The sequence below is a fragment of the Undibacterium cyanobacteriorum genome (assembly GCF_031326225.1).
In the GTDB taxonomy this organism is placed as follows: domain Bacteria; phylum Pseudomonadota; class Gammaproteobacteria; order Burkholderiales; family Burkholderiaceae_D; genus Undibacterium; species Undibacterium cyanobacteriorum.
The window spans coordinates 1,621,198-1,639,191 of sequence record NZ_CP133720.1; the positions used below are offsets into that span (position 1 = coordinate 1,621,198).

The 17,994-nt window shown below is 49.1% G+C and carries 14 protein-coding genes; 10 read left to right on the top strand and 4 right to left on the bottom strand.

Going from position 1 to position 17,994, the window contains the following annotated elements; all coding sequences use genetic code 11:
* Nucleotides 1–133 precede the first annotated feature (133 nt).
* The 6 genes from RF679_RS06650 to RF679_RS06675 all read left to right on the top strand — a co-directional run bounded on the left by RF679_RS06650 (nucleotide 134) and on the right by RF679_RS06675 (nucleotide 5,674).
* Nucleotides 134–1,327, top strand: a complete 1,194-nt coding sequence (locus RF679_RS06650) for an aminotransferase-like domain-containing protein (protein WP_309483436.1) — start codon at nucleotides 134–136, stop codon at nucleotides 1,325–1,327.
* 248 nt (nucleotides 1,328–1,575) lie between these two features.
* Nucleotides 1,576–2,784, top strand: coding sequence for a M24 family metallopeptidase (locus RF679_RS06655; protein ID WP_309483437.1), 1,209 nt, complete (start codon nucleotides 1,576–1,578; stop codon nucleotides 2,782–2,784).
* Nucleotides 2,785–2,939: 155 nt separating this feature from the next.
* Entirely contained in the window at nucleotides 2,940–3,662 is a 723-nt protein-coding gene (locus RF679_RS06660) for a pseudouridine synthase (RefSeq protein WP_309483438.1), read from the top strand.
* A gap of 194 nt (nucleotides 3,663–3,856) precedes the next feature.
* Nucleotides 3,857–4,474 (top strand): ParA family protein, encoded by a 618-nt coding sequence (locus RF679_RS06665; RefSeq protein WP_309483439.1) that lies wholly within the window; start codon nucleotides 3,857–3,859, stop codon nucleotides 4,472–4,474.
* A gap of 105 nt (nucleotides 4,475–4,579) precedes the next feature.
* On the top strand, nucleotides 4,580–5,185 hold the full coding sequence (locus RF679_RS06670) for a lysophospholipid acyltransferase family protein (protein WP_309483440.1): 606 nt from the start codon (nucleotides 4,580–4,582) through the stop codon (nucleotides 5,183–5,185).
* A 33-nt stretch (nucleotides 5,186–5,218) separates the two neighbouring features.
* Nucleotides 5,219–5,674, top strand: a complete 456-nt coding sequence (locus tag RF679_RS06675; protein ID WP_309483441.1) for a flagellar basal body-associated FliL family protein — start codon at nucleotides 5,219–5,221, stop codon at nucleotides 5,672–5,674.
* Between the two features lie 76 nt (nucleotides 5,675–5,750).
* On the opposite strand, the gene RF679_RS06680 is transcribed toward RF679_RS06675, so the two are convergent.
* From RF679_RS06680 to zwf, 4 genes are all read right to left on the bottom strand, one after another.
* Nucleotides 5,751–6,590: an HDOD domain-containing protein gene (locus RF679_RS06680; RefSeq protein ID WP_309483442.1), complete on the bottom strand. Its 840-nt coding sequence runs from the start codon at nucleotides 6,588–6,590 to the stop codon at nucleotides 5,751–5,753.
* 286 nt (nucleotides 6,591–6,876) lie between these two features.
* Nucleotides 6,877–7,887, bottom strand: coding sequence for an SIS domain-containing protein (locus tag RF679_RS06685; RefSeq protein ID WP_309483443.1), 1,011 nt, complete (start codon nucleotides 7,885–7,887; stop codon nucleotides 6,877–6,879).
* Nucleotides 7,887–8,591, bottom strand: a complete 705-nt coding sequence (gene pgl, locus RF679_RS06690) for a 6-phosphogluconolactonase (protein ID WP_309483444.1) — start codon at nucleotides 8,589–8,591, stop codon at nucleotides 7,887–7,889. The genes RF679_RS06685 and pgl overlap by 1 nt, the downstream gene beginning before the upstream one ends.
* A 72-nt stretch (nucleotides 8,592–8,663) precedes the next feature.
* A complete protein-coding gene (gene zwf, locus RF679_RS06695; protein ID WP_309483445.1) occupies nucleotides 8,664–10,121 on the bottom strand; it encodes a glucose-6-phosphate dehydrogenase in 1,458 nt (485 codons plus the stop codon).
* 434 nt (nucleotides 10,122–10,555) lie between these two features.
* Here zwf and edd point away from each other — a divergent pair, with 434 nt between their 5' ends.
* The 4 genes from edd (at nucleotide 10,556) to ppc (ending at nucleotide 17,883) form a co-directional block, all read left to right on the top strand.
* Complete coding sequence (edd, locus tag RF679_RS06700; protein WP_309483446.1) at nucleotides 10,556–12,382, top strand: phosphogluconate dehydratase; 1,827 nt, start codon at nucleotides 10,556–10,558, stop codon at nucleotides 12,380–12,382.
* Between the two features lie 88 nt (nucleotides 12,383–12,470).
* The gene (gene eda, locus RF679_RS06705; RefSeq protein ID WP_309483447.1) at nucleotides 12,471–13,112 is read left to right on the top strand and encodes a bifunctional 4-hydroxy-2-oxoglutarate aldolase/2-dehydro-3-deoxy-phosphogluconate aldolase; all 642 of its coding nucleotides are present in this window, start codon (nucleotides 12,471–12,473) and stop codon (nucleotides 13,110–13,112) included.
* Nucleotides 13,113–13,149: 37 nt separating this feature from the next.
* Complete coding sequence (gene pgi / locus RF679_RS06710) at nucleotides 13,150–14,763, top strand: glucose-6-phosphate isomerase (protein ID WP_373921760.1); 1,614 nt, start codon at nucleotides 13,150–13,152, stop codon at nucleotides 14,761–14,763.
* A gap of 363 nt (nucleotides 14,764–15,126) precedes the next feature.
* Nucleotides 15,127–17,883: a phosphoenolpyruvate carboxylase gene (gene ppc / locus RF679_RS06715; RefSeq protein ID WP_309483449.1), complete on the top strand. Its 2,757-nt coding sequence runs from the start codon at nucleotides 15,127–15,129 to the stop codon at nucleotides 17,881–17,883.
* Nucleotides 17,884–17,994: the final 111 nt, after the last annotated feature.

Below are 17,994 nucleotides of genomic sequence, written 5' to 3' on the forward strand. Positions count from 1 at the left end.
GCTGTTGAGAGAGGCCAACAGCGTGACGCAAAGTGAATATTAGTGAACATGATTGAATATCTGTGAACATTTGCGTCACATAAAGAAGTAAGACAAAACCAAGAATCATTATTTTTATAAAGTGAAGCAAAACATGAGTAAGCCAAATTTGAACCCGATTAGTTGGAAGTTTTCTCAGCGTGCCGAGCAATTGCAAAGCTCCGCGATTCGTGAAATCTTGAAAGTGACCATGCGTCCTGAAGTGATTTCTTTCGCCGGTGGTTTGCCTTCCCCTGAGACTTTCCCAGTCGATCGCATGCGTGCAGCATTCGACAAAGTCATGGCTGAAAATGGCAAAGCTGCTTTGCAGTACGGCCCAACCGATGGTTACGGTCCATTGCGTCAATTCATCGCTGATTCTTTGTCGACAGCCGATTGCACAATCGTTCCAGAACAAATCATGATGACCTCTGGTTCTCAGCAAGGTTTGGATTTGATCGCTAAAGTGTTGGTTGATGAAGGCGCGAAAATTTTGGTGGAAACACCGAGCTATCTCGGCGCTCTGCAAGCCTTCTCTGTGTATCAGCCAAACTTCGTTTCCGTTGAAATGGATGACAATGGCGTGGTGCCAGCATCGGTTGCTGAAAAAGGCGAAGGCGCGAAATTGTTCTACGCTTTGCCTAACTTCCAAAACCCAACTGGCCGCACTTTGTCAGTTGAGCGTCGCATGGAGTTGGTCGAAACTTGCGCGCGTATGGGCATTCCACTGATCGAAGATAATCCTTACGGTGATTTGTGCTATAGCGGCGAACCATTGCCTAAGCTTTTGAACATGAATCCTGAAGGCGTGATTTATCTCGGCTCTTTCTCGAAGATTTTGACGCCAGGTATCCGTCTTGGTTACATCGTTGCACCATTGCCTTTGATCCGTAAATTGGAACAAGCGAAACAAGCGACGGATTTGCACACAGCGACCTTGACACAAATGGCGGTGTATGAAGTGATCAAGGACGGTTTCCTGCAAGAGCAAATCGCCAATATCCGTCGTTTCTATTCCGCGCAATGTGATGTGATGTTGGAAGCCATGGGTAAGAATTTCCCAGAAGGCGTGACATGGACACGTCCACTCGGCGGTATGTTCATCTGGGTGACTTTGCCTAAGCACATCAATAGCAAAGAATTGCTCGACGAAGCGATTGCGAACAACGTTGCCTTCGTACCGGGCGGCCCGTTCTATGCAAATGAAGCCGAGACCAATACTTTCCGTTTGAGTTTCGTGACGGTGCCACCAGCGAAAATCAACGAAGGTATCGAGAAAATCGGTAAGTTGATCAAAGCCCGTATGTAATTGATCTCACTGATTGGGGAGATAGATTTTATTTCCCGCACTCGAAAAGAAATTAGGTAATGAGAGAAGGCCGTTCTTGCAAGAGCGGCCTTTTTGCATTGTAGCGTGCATCATCTCAAAGTTTAAAATGATCGCTAAGCATGACTTTTTGGCTATGCTGATTTCGTCTTGGTCATGCTTGAATACTACAAGACTTGGACGTCAGCTTTTGGTACAGTGCCAGCAAAATCTTTTGAAAAGGAATACTCATGCGTGGAATTGGTGGTTCATCAGCGGCAGTCGAGTTGGCTGCGATTCATAAGGATTTATCTCACGTTAAACCGATTACTGCGACGGAGCGTGAACAGCGACGCCACCAAGCTTGCCGTTTGATGCAGGAGCAAGGCATTGCAGCCCTAGTGCTGACGGCGAGTACGAGTTTGTATTACTTCACTGGTTTATCGTGGTATCAAAGCGAGCGTATGGTGGGTGCTGTGTTGACTCGTGAAGGCAAGCTGATTTTTGTGAGCCCCGCGTTTGAGGATTCCAAGCTGCGTGAAACCTTGGGGCAAGAGGCTGATATACGCTTATGGGAAGAGGATGAAAGCCCGTACGCTTTGGTCGCGCAGATGTTGGCCGATGAAAAACTCAGTGGCACAGTCGCTTTAGATGAAGCTGCGCCGTTCTTTATTGCCGAGGGTTTGCGCCACAGCCTGGCTGGATTTAATTTGATCAATGGCATGGTGGTGACTGCGGCTTGCCGTATGCATAAATCCGCCAATGAAATCGCCTTGATGCAAGCCGCGAAGAATATTACGTTGGAAGTGCACAAACGTGCGGCCCGTATTTTGCGCGAAGGCATTTCTTCGTTCGAGGTCGCCGATTTTATCAATCAAGCGCATCGCGCTTATGGTGGTAGTAGCTCGACATTCTGTATCGTCAGTTTTGGTTTGCCAACCTCGATTCCGCACGGTCCTGATGGAGTGCAGTTTTTGAAAGAAGGCGATATGGTTTTGATCGATACGGGCTGCATGATCGAACGCTATCATTCCGATATCACACGTAGCTATGTCTTCGGCGAGCCGACTGCCCGCCAACGTAGTATGTGGAATCTCGAAAAAGAAGCGCAAGCGGCCGCCTTCGATGCAGCCCAACTCGGCGTGCCATGTGAAGAAGTCGACTTAGCCGCGCGTCGTGTGTTAGAAGCAGCCGGTTTAGGCCCAGGCTATAAAACGCCGGGCTTACCGCATCGTACAGGGCATGGCATTGGTTTGGATATTCACGAATGGACTTATCTGGTCAAGGGCAATAAGACGCCGTTGGCGCAAGGTATGTGCTTCAGTAACGAACCGATGATTTGTCTTGATGGTGAATTTGGTATTCGCCTCGAAGATCACTTCTATATGAGCGAATTAGGACCACGCTGGTTCACCGAGCAAAGTTATGCGGTTGACGATCCTTTTGGTGCGCCGAATTAAGCATCGTATTGGAGTTGTCATTTCCTTATCAAGGCGCCTGTTCCATAGGCGCCTTTTTTAATGCTGTTGCCAAAGGCGAGGTCACTTGTCGCCGCGCTTGGTTATTGCCCTTCATCAACGGTACAATGGGCATAGAATCGTTTATTGCTAAAGTTATGAGTAAATTATCATTGGACCGCATCCTGCAGTCGCAGGGCTTCGGTACCCGAAAATATTGTCGTGAATTGATTGAAGATGGAGAAGTTTCCATCAATGGTGTGGTGCACGACAATTACAAAGAGTCTATCGAAACTGCTGGTCTCGTCTTGCAGATTTTCGAAGAAGATTGGATCGTCCGTGAGCACGTGTATCTTTGTTTGAATAAGCCAGCGAACTTTGAATGCTCACGAAAACCATCGCATCATCCCGGTGTCTTGGAATTATTGCCGGAGCAATTTAGCTGGCGTGACGTGCAGCCTGTGGGGCGTTTGGATCACGATACGACCGGCATGTTGTTGATGTCAGATGATGGTCCATTTATTCACGCGCAGAGCTCACCCAAACGTCATATCCCCAAAGTCTACTTGGCGACGACAGCGGATCCGGTGACAGACGCTTTGATACAAGAATTATTGTCGGGCGTGCAATTACATGACGAACCAGCGCCACTTGCTGCACAACGTTGTGTGCGAATGGGCTCACATCAGTTGCAAATTGTCTTAGAACAAGGAAAATACCATCAGGTGAAGCGCATGTTAGCGGCAGCGGGAAATCATTGTGCGGCGCTAACACGTACTGCAATTGGCCAATTGCAATTGGCTGATCTCGGACTAGCCGAAGGTGAGTGGTGCTATCTTGAGCCTGAACATTTGGCACTGCTAGTGCCAGACTCGGTTTGAGAATCTGTGACAGATGTCGTGAACGAATAATTGTAAGGATTAGCGAAGCCTGCACTACAAGTTTGTTCTCAATTAATCCGATCACTAGACTTGTTCGGTGTTGATGGTGGTGTTTGTTTGTACCTAGCAGGATCTGTTTGTACTTCTACTGAAATTTCTTGATCTGATGTTCGAAGAGAAGAGGGAGAGAGTGTATGCCAGTAATCGCCGTAATCAATCCTAAAGGTGGTGTCGGGAAGAGTACGATCTCTAGTAATCTTGCGGGTTATTTTGCGCACAAGGGACACAAGGTGATGCTGGGTGACGCCGACGTGCAGCAGTCTGCCAAAGCATGGTTGAGTTTGCGTCCACCGAGTTTGCCCGCGATTAGTGGCTGGGAAGTCAGCGATGGTAGCGTGGTGAAACCGCCTAAGGGTACCACTCATGTGGTGATTGATACACCAGCCGGTTTGCACGGAAATAAATTGGATGCAGTCTTGAAATTAGCAGACAAAGTAGTCGTGCCTTTGCAAGCATCAATGTTCGATATCTTAGCGACCGAAGACTTTTTGAAATCACTGGCGAAGCGCGACAAGAAAGTTGAGATTGGTATCGTTGGAATGCGAGTAAATAGCCGTACCAAGGCGGCCGACCAGTTAGCACATTATGTTGGGCAGCTTGGTCTGCCGGTGTTGGGTTATCTGCGCGACACGCAAAACTACGTACAATTGGCGGCGCATGGAGCCACGTTATGGGACGTGGCGGCGTCGAAAGTAGAGAAAGATTTGGATCAGTGGACGGAGCTGTTACGGTGGGTGCAAATGAAAAAGTAGCAGGGTAAGGTCATCGAATTTCGATACCATTGTCGGAGTAAGCCAAGAAAACACAAATGATCTCGTCACAGATTTGAGATCACATAATAACGATAAGAGACACGTATGCATTTCACGATATTCAAAACTCCCATCATCAGCACCTTGGTACGTTGGCTTTCCATTCTTGGTTTGAAGCTCGTTGGTTGGCGTGTCGACCGCACAGCACAAGTTCCCGCGAAATGTGTGTTGATTGGTGCTCCGCATACGAGTAACTGGGACTTCCCGATTGCATTGATGATTTGTTTTGCGCTTCGAATTGATGTGTATTGGATGGGAAAGAATAGTTTGTTTCCACCAGTGTTGGGCATCATCATGCGTTGGTTGGGCGGGATTCCGGTGGATCGTTCACAAGCAGGTAATCTGGTGCAAGGAACCATCGATGCCTTCGCTCGTAGCGAACGACTGCTGGTGATTGTTCCACCGGAAGGAACACGCGGCAAAGTGACGCGTTGGAAAACTGGTTTCTACTATATTGCACAAGGGGCAGGTGTACCATTAGGCTTGGGCTACGTCGACTTCAAAGAAAAGATTGGCGGCGTTGGTAGGATATTTTATCCAAGCGGCGATATTGAAAAAGATATGCTGGAGATTCGTTCTTTTTATGCAGGTTTCACAGGAAAGAATCCTCAGCAGTTTGATTCTGAAACAATTAAGATCGAAAAAAAGTAATACCTTCGTGGTGCGGCATCGTGGGAGGATGGGATGGCAAAATCAAGTGATAAGCCCAAGGCAGCTTTGTTGAAGCCTGTCGATAGTGAACAAAAATTTACGATGTATGTTGCGGGTTTCGTTCTCGTGATTTTTTGTGTCGCAGCTTTTGTGATTTACCAGAATCGTTTCGCTGGTCGCAATGCAGCCAATCTCACCTACATCGAGCTGAAACAAACCATTGTGAACGATCAAGGTGTGGTAGCGCGCATGGCTGTTACAGTTCAAGTCAACATCGGTGATGAGGATTGGTTGATGGAACATGAGCGTGCTATGAACGATTTGTTCAAAAAAGAGATCGCTACCATGGACGTCGATAGCTTGCGATCCAAAGATGGATTCAATGAACTCCAAGCGGAATTAAAACGCCGTTTTAATTTGGAATTTAAGACCGATAAGGTGCAAGAGGTGATGGTGACTGATTTGCTTTTGCAAGACCAACGGAAATAGCGCTTACCTCATTATTTAATTATTTAGAGACGGTCTTGCGCAGCAGTTCGCCTGCGCCCTCATCCAAGCAAGGGAATTACAAATCAATCTGATCTAATTTTTTGAAGCGTATCGTTGCTTCCTCTAACAGCGTGTCTAAAGAAGATTGATCAAGTTTGAGACTATCCCAAGAGACGACATTCACTGTGATGGTTTGTGTGCCATTGGCTGAATTTGCACTGAGCATGTGTGCAATGCCGTCGGCGACATGTACGATCGATGCTAGAAAGCCACGTCCGGGTTCATCAGGTTGGTGATGAGCGGCGATGGTGTTTCGCATCACATCGGAGAAATGCCATTCGGTTGCTAATGCTTCGCCAACACTTGCGTGATCGACACCCAAAATCTTCCTCTCAGCTTCGTATTGCGTGGCCATGTGTTCTTTACGGTAGGCAAGAACTTCTTCGAACTGTCTTGGATAAAGGGTAACGAGCGCAAGCAAACCGATATCGTGCAAAAGACCGGCCGTAAATGCCACATCTTCGTTGGTGCCCATGCGCCGCGCGATTAATTTGGATGTGTAGGCGACCGCGTTGGAATGCCGCCAAAAGGCCTTATGATCGAAGCCTTTGCAATTATTTTCAGGGAAGCAGCCGGATAGTGCGGCAGATAAGACCAAGTGTCTCACGGTGTCAAAGCCCATCAGCGAAATCGCTTGCTGTATGGTGGTGACCTTGATCAGGGTCGAGTAATATGGAGAATTTGCGTAGCGCAGGGTTTTTGCGGTCAGCGCTAAATCTTGGCTTACTTTGTTGGCGAGCTCGGCAGTGTCGATGTCCTCATTGTCCAAAGTATTGAGAATTTCCATCACGATTGCCGGCAAGGTCGGCAAGTCTTTCAGTGTTTCTGTTACTTGTTCCAAGCTGAGATGCGTCATGTGCTTTCCCGTTTTTGGCGTTCTGTTCAATTCACTTGATTGGTCATGGAAGGCTGAAGGAGTACTCGAATCAAAAGACGGTAATGTGACCCGATCGTCGACCGACAAAAGCCTTCAGCGATGCAAGATAGATTGCCAGAAAAAACAGTTTTCGTGCATGTTTTTTCAATAATTTGCCGACGAATGTTGTAATCCGTCGTAGGCGAGCAGGCGGGTGCTAAGCCAGTCACCAACTGGCTTAGTTTGAACCGAAAAGATCTTGTCGACGGAGTGGAAAATATGGAGATTAGGCTTCGTCGAGGCGCGACACCAAGCGTTTCTCAGAAATACTAGCCTTGGCGCGTTCTAACATGTCGATCGCAGCCGGACCGCGCAATAAGGTGACGGCAACGGCGAGGGCATCGATATAAGTCAAATGCGCTAAGCGCGAGGTCATTGGCGTGTAGATGTCTGGATCTTCTTCCACGTCAACGCTGATATGAACGTCAGCAAGCTCAGCCAATGGACCACCGCTGGCACACAATACCAACACTTTGGCGCCGGTATCTTTGGCGATTTGTACACTACGAATCAAGTCACGGGTGCGGCCAGTGCGTGAGAAGGCGACGACCAAGCAGTCGCTGTTTAACAGACTTGCCGACTGCGCTTGTAAGTGGGCGTCGCAGAAGACGGTCGTTGGAATGCCAAAGCGGAAGAACTTTAATTGCGCGTCGATGGCTAAGGCGCCAGAGTAGCCAAGACCATAGCATTCGATGCGACGGGCCCGTGCTAGTAAATTGACGGCAGCTTCGAAGTTCGCGCTGTTCGCAGAGTTGCGTGCTTCCATCAAGGCGGCAATGGTGCGGTCGAACACTTTGGGCAAAACGTCTTTAACTTGATCGGCTTGATTAACGTCGAGGTGCAAGTAAGGGATGCCAGTGGCCAAGCTTTTCGCGAACGCGAGTTTGAAGGATTTAAAGCCATCAAAACCCAACGATTGCGCAAAGCGTGCGACGGTTGGTTCCGACACATTACACACCTGTGCCAAAACGCGAATCGACATTTCAAGGGCGTCGTGTGGTTTCTGCAGCAGGAATTCAGCAACTTGGCGTTCTGCCCGACTCAGCGCTGTACTGGCCACACGAATCCGCGCCAATAATCCTTTTTCTGGTGGATTATTGGTCGCATTATTTTTTTTGGAAAGTACATTGACCATGGCGCGTGCTTTCTGCTGAAAAGGATCCGGAATGCTCAATCGCAAATGAGTTGGTGGCAAAGCAGGTGATGAGCCTGCGGGCGCTTGCTGTCCGTGCTGCATTATGGACACCAGAAAACTTCAATTTTACACTGAGCTTGCTTCAATAAATTCGTAATTGGCAAACTTGTGGTGAGCGCATTCTCTAAAACTTGGCGTTTTTCATTGCCTGTGATGACCAACCAGATCTTTTGCGTTTGCAATAGGCGCGGCAGAGACAGTGAAATACGCGTTTGATGGGTTTGCGGATGCACTGCCGCCAAGCAATTTAAATCATCGGCTTGCACCGGCGCGCCAGGGAATAAGGAAGCGATGTGACCATCGGCGCCCATGCCCAATAATACCGCATCAAAATGCGGCGGCAGTTGTTGATTCAGGCGTTCGTTGATGGCTTCGATCGCGACTTCTGGTGTGCTGGCCGCATTCTTGAGCGAGACCAAATTCCAATTCTTGCGATAGGAAAGCGGCAAACATTGCTTGAATAGGCCTTCATTGCTTTGTGGATCGCTATCGTGCACCCAGCGTTCATCGGTGGCAGCTAGACGAACATCGGATGGCGCACGTTGAGCCAAGGCTTGATCAAGTTCACGATACACGGGCGCGGGTGTGGTGCCACCAGCGAGAGCGAAGGCCGCAGTGCGCTGCAATTTTGCTGCGTCGTCAATCATGCCCACCCAATCATCGACTAAAGATTTACTCAGTTCCGCAAAGTTGGCGAAACCTTTGAATTGTACGGTTGGTGGTAAAGAGTTTACTTGCGCTTGCATAATTCGACCTTCATTCTTCCATCACTAATTTTTGAGTGTGCGTATGGTTGCTCGTGAGTATTTGAGACAGCCTTAGCCTTCGACGTATTCTTCGCCCCAAGCTGCGCCATGTTGGGCTAATAAATAACTAGCAGCAGCGGGGCCCCAACTGCCGGCGATATACGATTTCAAACCTTCGGCATCGTTCTCCCATGCGTTCATGATGGGGTCGATCCATTCCCAGGCAGCGCCTAATTCGTCATCACGGACGAACAATGTGAGGTCGCCATGCAAAGCATCGAGCAGCAAACGTTCGTAGGATTCCACGCGGCGCAAATTGGAAGCTTCAGCAAAATCCAAATTCAAGGCAACGTCGGACAAACGAATCCCTTCACCGGGTTCTTTGGCTTTCATGAATAATTGCACGCTTTCTTCCGGCTGCAAGGTGATCACTAAACGATTCGAGCGCAGCGGACCTTGGCCTTTGCCAAAAATCGAATAAGGAATCGGTTTGAAATTAATCGTAATTTCTGCGCAACGACTCGCCATCCGTTTGCCTGTGCGCAAATAGAAAGGAACTCCCGCCCAGCGCCAGTTATCAATTTCTGCACGGATCGCCACAAAGGTTTCTGTGCGGCTGGAAGCAGGCACGCCCGGTTCATTTTGATAGCCAATGACAGGTTTGCCATCGACTGCGCCAGCACGGTATTGGCCGCGCACAGTTTTTTTGCTGACATCATCAGCGGTGAACTTGCGCAGTGCACGTAAGACTTTCACTTTTTCATCACGAATCGCATCTGGATTGGCGTTCACTGGTGGTTCCATGGCGACGATAGAAACCAATTGCAATAAATGGTTTTGTACCATGTCGCGCAGAGCACCCGTCTTATCGTAGAAGTCGCCGCGCGTTTCGACACCGACTTGTTCGGAAATCGAAATCTGCACGTCTTGAATCCACTTGCGATTCCACAAAGGCTCGAGGAAAGAGTTGGCAAAACGCAGCGCAAACAAGTTTTGCACCATCTCTTTACCGAGATAGTGATCAATACGATAAATTTGGTTTTCGTTGAGGTAGGTGCGCAGTGCCGAGTTAATTTCCTTGGCGGATTTGGCATCGCGTCCCAATGGTTTCTCGACCACGACACGGGCATTGCCTTCAACTAAGCCGTGCTTGGAAAGTTGCTCCACCACAGGAATAAAAATGTCTGGGCCGATTGCCAAATAAAACAATTTGGCTTTACTCGTGTCGGCGGAGACGCGGGCCTTCAGATTTTCGAAGTCTTCTGGTTTCTTAGCGTCGATTTTGCTGTAGCCAACCAGATTCAGGAATGCCGCTAACTGTTCTTTTGTACCGTTTGCTTTGCCAGCATAGGTTTCAATACTCGCGGCCACACGTTGACGGAAGTCGTCATCACTAAGGGCTTCGCGTGCAGCACCGATAAAAGTGAATTCGGGATCAAGGCGACCATTCACAAAGGCGCTGTACAGTGCAGGAATAATCTTGCGTTTCGCGAGATCGCCGGTACCGCCAAATAAAACAAAAGTAGTCATGTGGACTCCGAATTAAACTAGTTAGTGATTTTTTGATGCAGCACGCTGCTGCATGTTCTTTCATTTATTTTGTTACTTATCTTGCCTGTTTGCTCGGTAGACGATTTACGCTTGCCAACTCACGATCTGAAGTTCAGTGTCAAGCGCAATATGAACCGTATGAAACGCCAGTATTTCAGCTTAATCGTCAAACCAACTGCGAAGCATTACTAATATTATCGCTACAAATTATGCCATAGCATAAACCAAAATTCTTCAAAAATGTAGTTTCATTACGATGTTTTTGATCAAATTTTTGTCTAAAACTGAAAATTTATGAAATTCTGAAAGTTTGTTACAGCTTTTTTCTGTTTTTGTGCTATCTTTGAGGTATCTGAATCAAAACCCCACAAAAAGCTATGACGACATTTGGACCAACTTCCCCAAGGCCTGCGATGAACCCGGTAGTGGCCGCCGTGACACAACGCATTATTGAGCGCAGTAAGACACTGCGGAGCGAATATTTGGCGCGTTTGGAGCAAATGCGTCATCGTGGACCGCGTCGCGCCAGTTTGTCTTGTGCCAATCAAGCGCACGCCAATGCCGCTGCCGATGGCAAGACCAAGATTTGGTTGAATCAGGCGCAGAAACCAAACATCGGTATCGTGACGGCCTACAACGATATGCTGTCGGCACATCAGCCTTACGCGACTTATCCTGATCAAATCAAACAAGCTGCTTTGAATTTCGGCGCAACGGCGCAAGTTGCAGGTGGCGTGCCAGCGATGTGTGATGGTGTAACACAAGGCCGCCCCGGCATGGAATTGTCATTGTTTTCACGTGATGTAATTGCGCAAGCAACGGCTGTAGCTTTATCGCACGACACATTTGATGCGACTTTGTGTCTTGGTATCTGCGACAAAATCGTGCCTGGTTTATTGATTGGTGCTTTGGCTTTCGGACACTTACCAACCATCTTTATTCCTGCTGGTCCGATGGGGTCCGGTTTGTCGAATAAGGAAAAAGCCGCAGTGCGTGAGCGCTATGCCCAAGGTAAGGCGACCAAGGAAGAATTGTTGGCAGCAGAGAGCGCGGCCTATCACAGCGCTGGTACATGTACTTTCTACGGCACTGCGAACAGTAATCAAATGTTGTTAGAAGCGATGGGCCTGCATTTGCCGGGCGCGGCCTTTGTTCATCCTAATGATCCTTTGCGCCATGCCTTGACCGACGCGGCGGTCGAACAAGTATTGAAGTTGACAGAAACCGCTGGCGACTATCGTCCTATCGGCCAACTCGTCAACGAGAAAACCATCGTCAATGCGGTGATCGCTTTGTTGGCGACCGGTGGTTCAACCAATCACACGATCCATTGGATTTCTGTGGCGCGCGCCGCTGGTATTTTGATTGACTGGCAAGACTTCGATGAATTGTCTTCCGTCATTCCATTGCTGACACGTGTTTATCCGAATGGCACCGCCGATGTGAATGCATTCGAAGAAGCCGGCGGTCCAACTTTCATCATGCGTGAATTGTTGTCGCAAGGCTTAATGCACGCGGATGTGATGACAGTGTATGGTGATCACGGTTTGGCTTCACATACGGTCCGTCCAGAATTGAAAGATGGCAAGGTCGCTTTTGTCGCACATCCAGAGAAAACGACGAATCCTGATGTGGTTCGCAATGTCAGTGAACCGTTCGCAGCGACCGGTGGTTTGCGTCTATTGCAGGGTAATTTGGGACGCGCCATGGTGAAGGCCTCGGCAGTGCCTGAAGATGCATGGATCGTGCGCGCACCAGCGAAAGTATTTGATTCGCAAGACGCCTTGGTAAAAGCCTACAAAGCGGGCCAATTGAATCAAGATTTCGTGGCAGTGGTGATCTTCCAAGGCCCACAAGCCAACGGTATGCCAGAGCTGCATCAATTTACGCCTGTGCTAGGCAGCTTGATGTCAGCTGGCCACAAAGTGGCTTTGGTGACGGATGGCCGTATGTCGGGTGCGTCTGGCAAAGTGCCCGCCGCATTGCATGTCAGCCCTGAAGTTGCGCAGGGTGGTCCACTCGGTAAAGTGCGTGATGGTGATCTGATCGAACTCAATGTACATACCGGTGAATTGCGTGCTTTGGTCGATGAAGCAACCTGGGCGGCACGTAGCAATCCGAATATTGCTGATAGCGCGGCCAGCCAAAACAATGGTTATGGCTATGGACGTGATTTGTTTGTGGCGCAGCGTCGCGTGGTGACTTCACCAGAGCAGGGCGCCTCGACTTTATTTGTGTGACGCTTGTTGAGATCGATCCCTAGAGCATCACGATAGTCGCAAGGTAAAACTATTTTTTGAACTTATTTTGAACAGAAGCGAGTCAATCATGAGCATGTCCAAAGCCGCAATTATTTCTCAACTCTCACAAGTCCGTGTTTTGCCTATCTTGGTGACGGATGATGTCGATCAAGCGATACGCTGCGTGCAAATTTTGGCAGGGAATGGCTTGCCTGCAGTCGAGATCACTTTGCGTACGCCGAATGCGATGAATGTATTGCGCGAAGTGGTCAAAGCTTGCCCAGAAGTGACGGTCGGTGCTGGTACGATTTTAACGCCAGCGCAGTTGGATGCAGTTCGCAATAGCGGCGCCGCTTTCGGTATCAGCCCAGGCATCACGCCGACTTTGGCGAAAGCAGCAGAGGAATCAGGTTTGACTTATTTCCCTGGTGTTGGTGGCGCGAGCGATTTGATGTTGGCACTGGAACATGGCTTTGATGTGGTCAAGCTATTCCCTTCCGATATCGTCGGGAGCGTGAAAATGGCGAAAGCCCTTGGCGGACCATTCCCTGATGTGAAATTCTGTTTGACAGGCGGCGTTACGGTGGACTCGACACCAACGTTATTGCAGCAGTCGAATGTCTTGTGTGTTGGCGGTTCGTGGATGTGTCCGGCGAATCTGATCAATAGCAACGATTGGACTGCCATCGCACAATTGGCGAGCCAAGCGGCTGCTGCTGGAAAATCATAAATCCTTTCATCTCTTTACTTCGTTTTTGATCATGGCTATCTCAGTTTCTCGTACTCCACTGTGGATTTTGTTGCAGCAACGCGCCAACAATATGCCGAGCTTGAAAGAGCTCTTCCGCGCTGATCCACAACGCTTCACGCATTTTTCTGCTTCGGCTTGCGGAATTTTGTTGGACTATTCCAAGCAGCGCATGGATACCACGGCGAAACTGAATCTGCTGGCACTGGCACGTCAACAAGATGTGGAAGGTCGACGTGACGCCATGCTCAAAGGCGAGGCCATCAATAACACCGAAAATCGTGCGGTTCTGCATACGGTGCTGCGTTTGCCGAAAGGTGAGCGCTTCATGCTCAACGGCGAAAACATTGCTGCCGACGTGCATAGCGTCTTAGCGCAAATGCGGAGCTTCAGTGATGCAGTACGTGAAGGCCGTTGGTTAGGTTATACCGGCAAACCGATTCGCACCATCGTCAATATCGGCATCGGTGGTTCCGATCTTGGCCCGCAAATGGCCTGTATCGCGCTGGCGCCGTGGTCACAAAAAAATCTCTCTCTGCATTTTGTTTCGAATGTCGATGGTCGTCATGTGGCGGATGCCTTGGAAGGTGCTGATCCTGAAACGACCTTGATTGTGGTGGCTTCGAAAACCTTCACCACCATGGAAACCTTGACCAATGCACGCACTGCACGTGAGTGGATGTTGAATCATGGTTGTCCTGAGAATCAGATCCGCCAACACTTCGTGGCACTGAGCACCAATGTCAAAGAGGCCAAAGAATTTGGTATCGCTGAAGAAAACGTCTTCCCATTCTGGAACTGGGCTGGTGGTCGTTATTCGATGTGGAGTGCGATTGGTTTGTCGATTGCTCTGTACGTTGGTGCTGATCGTTTTGAAGAAATGCTGGCCGGCGCGCATGAGATGGATTTGCATTTCGCGCAAGCACCGCTAGAGCAAAATTTGCCAGTGTTGATGGCCTTGATTGGCGTTTGGAATATCAATTTCCTCGGTCTCCAAGCTTTGTCGATTGCGCCTTACCACCAACGTATGACGCGCTTGCCGGCTTATTTGCAGCAGCTTGAAATGGAGAGCAATGGTAAATCAGTGACACGTGAAGGCAATCGTGTCGACTACACGACTTCACCGATTCTGTTTGGCGAGGCGGGCACTAATGGACAGCATGCGTATTTTCAATTGCTGCATCAAGGTGCGACGATTATTCCAACCGATTTTATCGTGGTGGCGGAAGATGATGCCGGCTTGCCAGGACATAACCAAGCCTTGCTCGCAAACTGCTTCGCGCAATCGAAAGCCATGGCGTGGGGTAAAAATATCGAAGAAGTACGCGCTGAACTCGGTGATCTGCCCGAAAAAATGTTGGCACCGCGCGTGTTCGAAGGCAATCGTCCAACCTCGACGGTCTTGTTGGATTCCTTAACGCCACGTTCATTGGGCGCCCTGATCGCTCTGTATGAGCACAAAGTGTTTGTGCAATCCGTGATCTGGGATATCAATGCTTTTGACCAATGGGGTGTCGAGCTGGGTAAATCTTTGGCGCAGCAATTGATCAGCCTTGATCCTGCTGCCGTGAAAGAAGACTACGATAGCTCGACCAAAGGATTGCTGTTAGCACTTCGGAAAAAACATCGCTAAACAAAGCCTAGGGAAGTTGAGTCGCACATTCCTGTGCCGCACAGGAATGTGCTGACTTGAGCTTGACGGGAATGTGCTGCGCAGAGTGCGCGTGACCATCCTTCGCCCGTCGTGATGCTGTACGCGATACATGACAGTGTCGCGAAAGTAGGGCAGTTCTCGAGACTTCACTAACGAATGTTCAGAAAAACTTGAGCAGCTTGATATATCTTGAATGAGCGCACAATTTCTGTAGCTTTCTTGGTTTGCTTTGTTAAGATGTTGTGACTTTTTGTGCGCTGCACATAAATACTAAACGATTTACACTTTTTAGATTTTCAACCGCATTTTTGCTTCTTACGCCACAGTTTTGTAAAGACGATCATGAACGATATCGCCGACGATAAAGACCAGAGCCTCCGTGAAGACATCCGCCGCCTCGGCCGCATTTTGGGTGACACGGTTCGACAACAACATGGGGAAGAAATGTTCTCCTTGATTGAAACGGTACGTCAGAATTCGATTCGTTTCCGTCGTGATGCCGATCATGATGCACGTGCGGCTTTGGAAAATACGCTCGATACCTTGACCAATGATCAAACCACGCACTTGATCCGCGCCTTCAGTTATTTCTCGCACCTCGTTAATTTGGCGGAAGACCAACATCATATTCGTCGTACTCGCGCCCACTTGATCGCTGGTTCCTTGCCTCGTCGTGGCAGCTTGGCGCACACCATCGAAACACTGTTTGCGGAAAAAGAGGCGACTACCAATTTACGCAGCTTCTTTGAAACAGCACAAGTGACACCTGTGTTGACCGCGCATCCCACCGAAGTTCAGCGTAAGAGTATTTTGAACTGCCAAATGGTGATCACGCGTTTGCTCGATGAACGCGATCGTATGCAGCTGACACCGGAAGAATCACGAGCCAATGAAGAAGCCTTGCAACGCGCGGTGTTGACCTTGTGGCAGACCCGTATGCTGCGCATGTCGAAGTTGTCGGTACTCGATGAAGTAGAAAACGGCCTGAGTTTTTACGACTACACTTTCCTGCGTGAATTGCCGCATCTGTATGCGGGCTTAGAAGATTTGTTGGCGAGTAAAGATGCAAGCTTTGTTGATACTGAATTGCCGAGCTTCATGCGTATGGGCAGTTGGATTGGCGGTGATCGCGATGGTAATCCTTTCGTAACGGCGACCGTACTCGAGAAAACCTTGGTGATGCAGGCCACGCGTGCATTGAAATTCTATCTCGATGAATTGCACACCTTGGGTTCGCAATTGTCGATGGCGACGTTACTGGTCAAAGTATCGCCAGAATTGGTCGCACTCGCAGAACGCTCGCCTGATCATTCTCCGCATCGTGCCGATGAACCTTATCGTCTCGCCGTCAGTGGCATTTATGCGCGCTTGGCGATGACTCTGAAGAATCTCTTGGGTCTTGATCCAGTGATCCCAGCTTGCGGCATTGCGCCTGCCTATGCGACGGCAGAAGAGTTGGTGGCAGATCTCGATATCATCCATCATTCTTTGCAAATGAATGGGTCGGAAGGCATCACCCGTGGTCGCCTCCGTCACTTGCGTCGCGCAGTGCGTGTGTTTGGTTTCTATTTGGCGCCGATTGATTTGCGTCAGAATTCCGATGTGCATGAACGCGTGGTCGCCGAACTCCTGCGTGCAGCGAATCCGGATGTCGATTATTTGTCTTTGAACGAAGATCAGCGCATCGAGGTTTTGATCGGTGAGATTAGCTCTGCGCGTCCGTTGGCTTCGCCGTATTTGACTTACTCCGAAGAGACGCAATCGGAACTCGCGATTTATCGAGCTGCATGCACGGCGCAACAACGCTACGGTAAAGGCGCGGTGCCGAACTGCATTATCTCCAAGACCGATGGCGTGTCAGATATGTTGGAACTGGCTTTGCTCTTGAAAGAGTCAGGCTTGTTGCATCCTGCTGAAGGTCGTCTTGACGTCAATATCATTCCATTGTTTGAAACGATAGGCGACTTGCAAAATAGTGCGCCTGCGATGGATCGCTTGTTGGCGATTCCTGCTTATGCACGATTGTTGTCCAGCCGGAATAATGCACAAGAAGTCATGCTTGGCTATTCCGACAGTAATAAGGATGGTGGTTTCTTGACCTCGGGTTGGGAACTCTACAAAGCGGAAATCGATTTGGTCGAGATCTTTGCGAAACATGGCGTACGTTTGCGTTTATTCCATGGTCGCGGTGGCTCGGTCGGTCGCGGCGGTGGTCCTAGCTATCAAGCGATCTTGGCGCAACCAGCCGGTGCGGTGCAAGGTCAGATCCGCTTAACCGAACAGGGTGAAGTGATTACGGCGAAGTATGCGAACCCAGAAGTGGGACGTCGTAATCTCGAAGTATTGGCAGCGGCAACCATGGAAGCGAGTATGTTGTCGCACACCGAACCTGCACCGAAACCGGAATTTTTGAAAGCAATGGAAGAGTTGTCGAATCATGCTTTCCGCGCTTATCGCAATATGGTGTATGAGACCGAAGGCTTTGAACAATACTTCTGGGAATCCACCGTAATTTCAGAAATCGCGGGTTTGAATATCGGTAGTCGTCCTGCGTCACGTAAGAAGTCCACGGCGATTGAAGATTTACGCGCGATTCCTTGGGTCTTCAGCTGGTCGCAATGTCGTTTGATGTTGCCAGGCTGGTTCGGTTTCGGTAGTGCGGTGCAACGCTTTTTGGACGATCATCCTAGCGATGGTTTAGCAACGCTGCGGGCGATGTTTAAACAATGGTCTTTCTTCTCGACGGTGTTGTCGAATATGGAAATGGTGTTAGCCAAGAGTGATATCGGCATTGCGAGCCGTTATGCGCAATTGGTGAAGGATGAAGAGCTCCGCAATCGTATTTTCCCGCGCATCGAGGCGGAACACACTTTGACGATTTCCGTCTTGAAGCAGATTTCAGGTCGCGAAGATTTGTTGTCGGATAACCCTTTGTTGAAGCGTTCTATCGTCAATCGTTTCCCTTATTTGTCACCACTCAATCACGTGCAAGTCGAGCTATTAAAACGCTACCGCCAAGGCGATGAAGATGAGCGCGTGCGCCGTGGTATTCATTTGTCGATCAATGGTATCGCAGCTGGTTTGCGCAATAGTGGATAACGTACAAAGAGCAGATGAACTTTGAGTCGACTCAAGAAAGTAAAATCTGCTGATCAATAGTTGTACCGCGAGGAGGGTATTTGCATATACTCTCCTTTTTTTATGCATAAA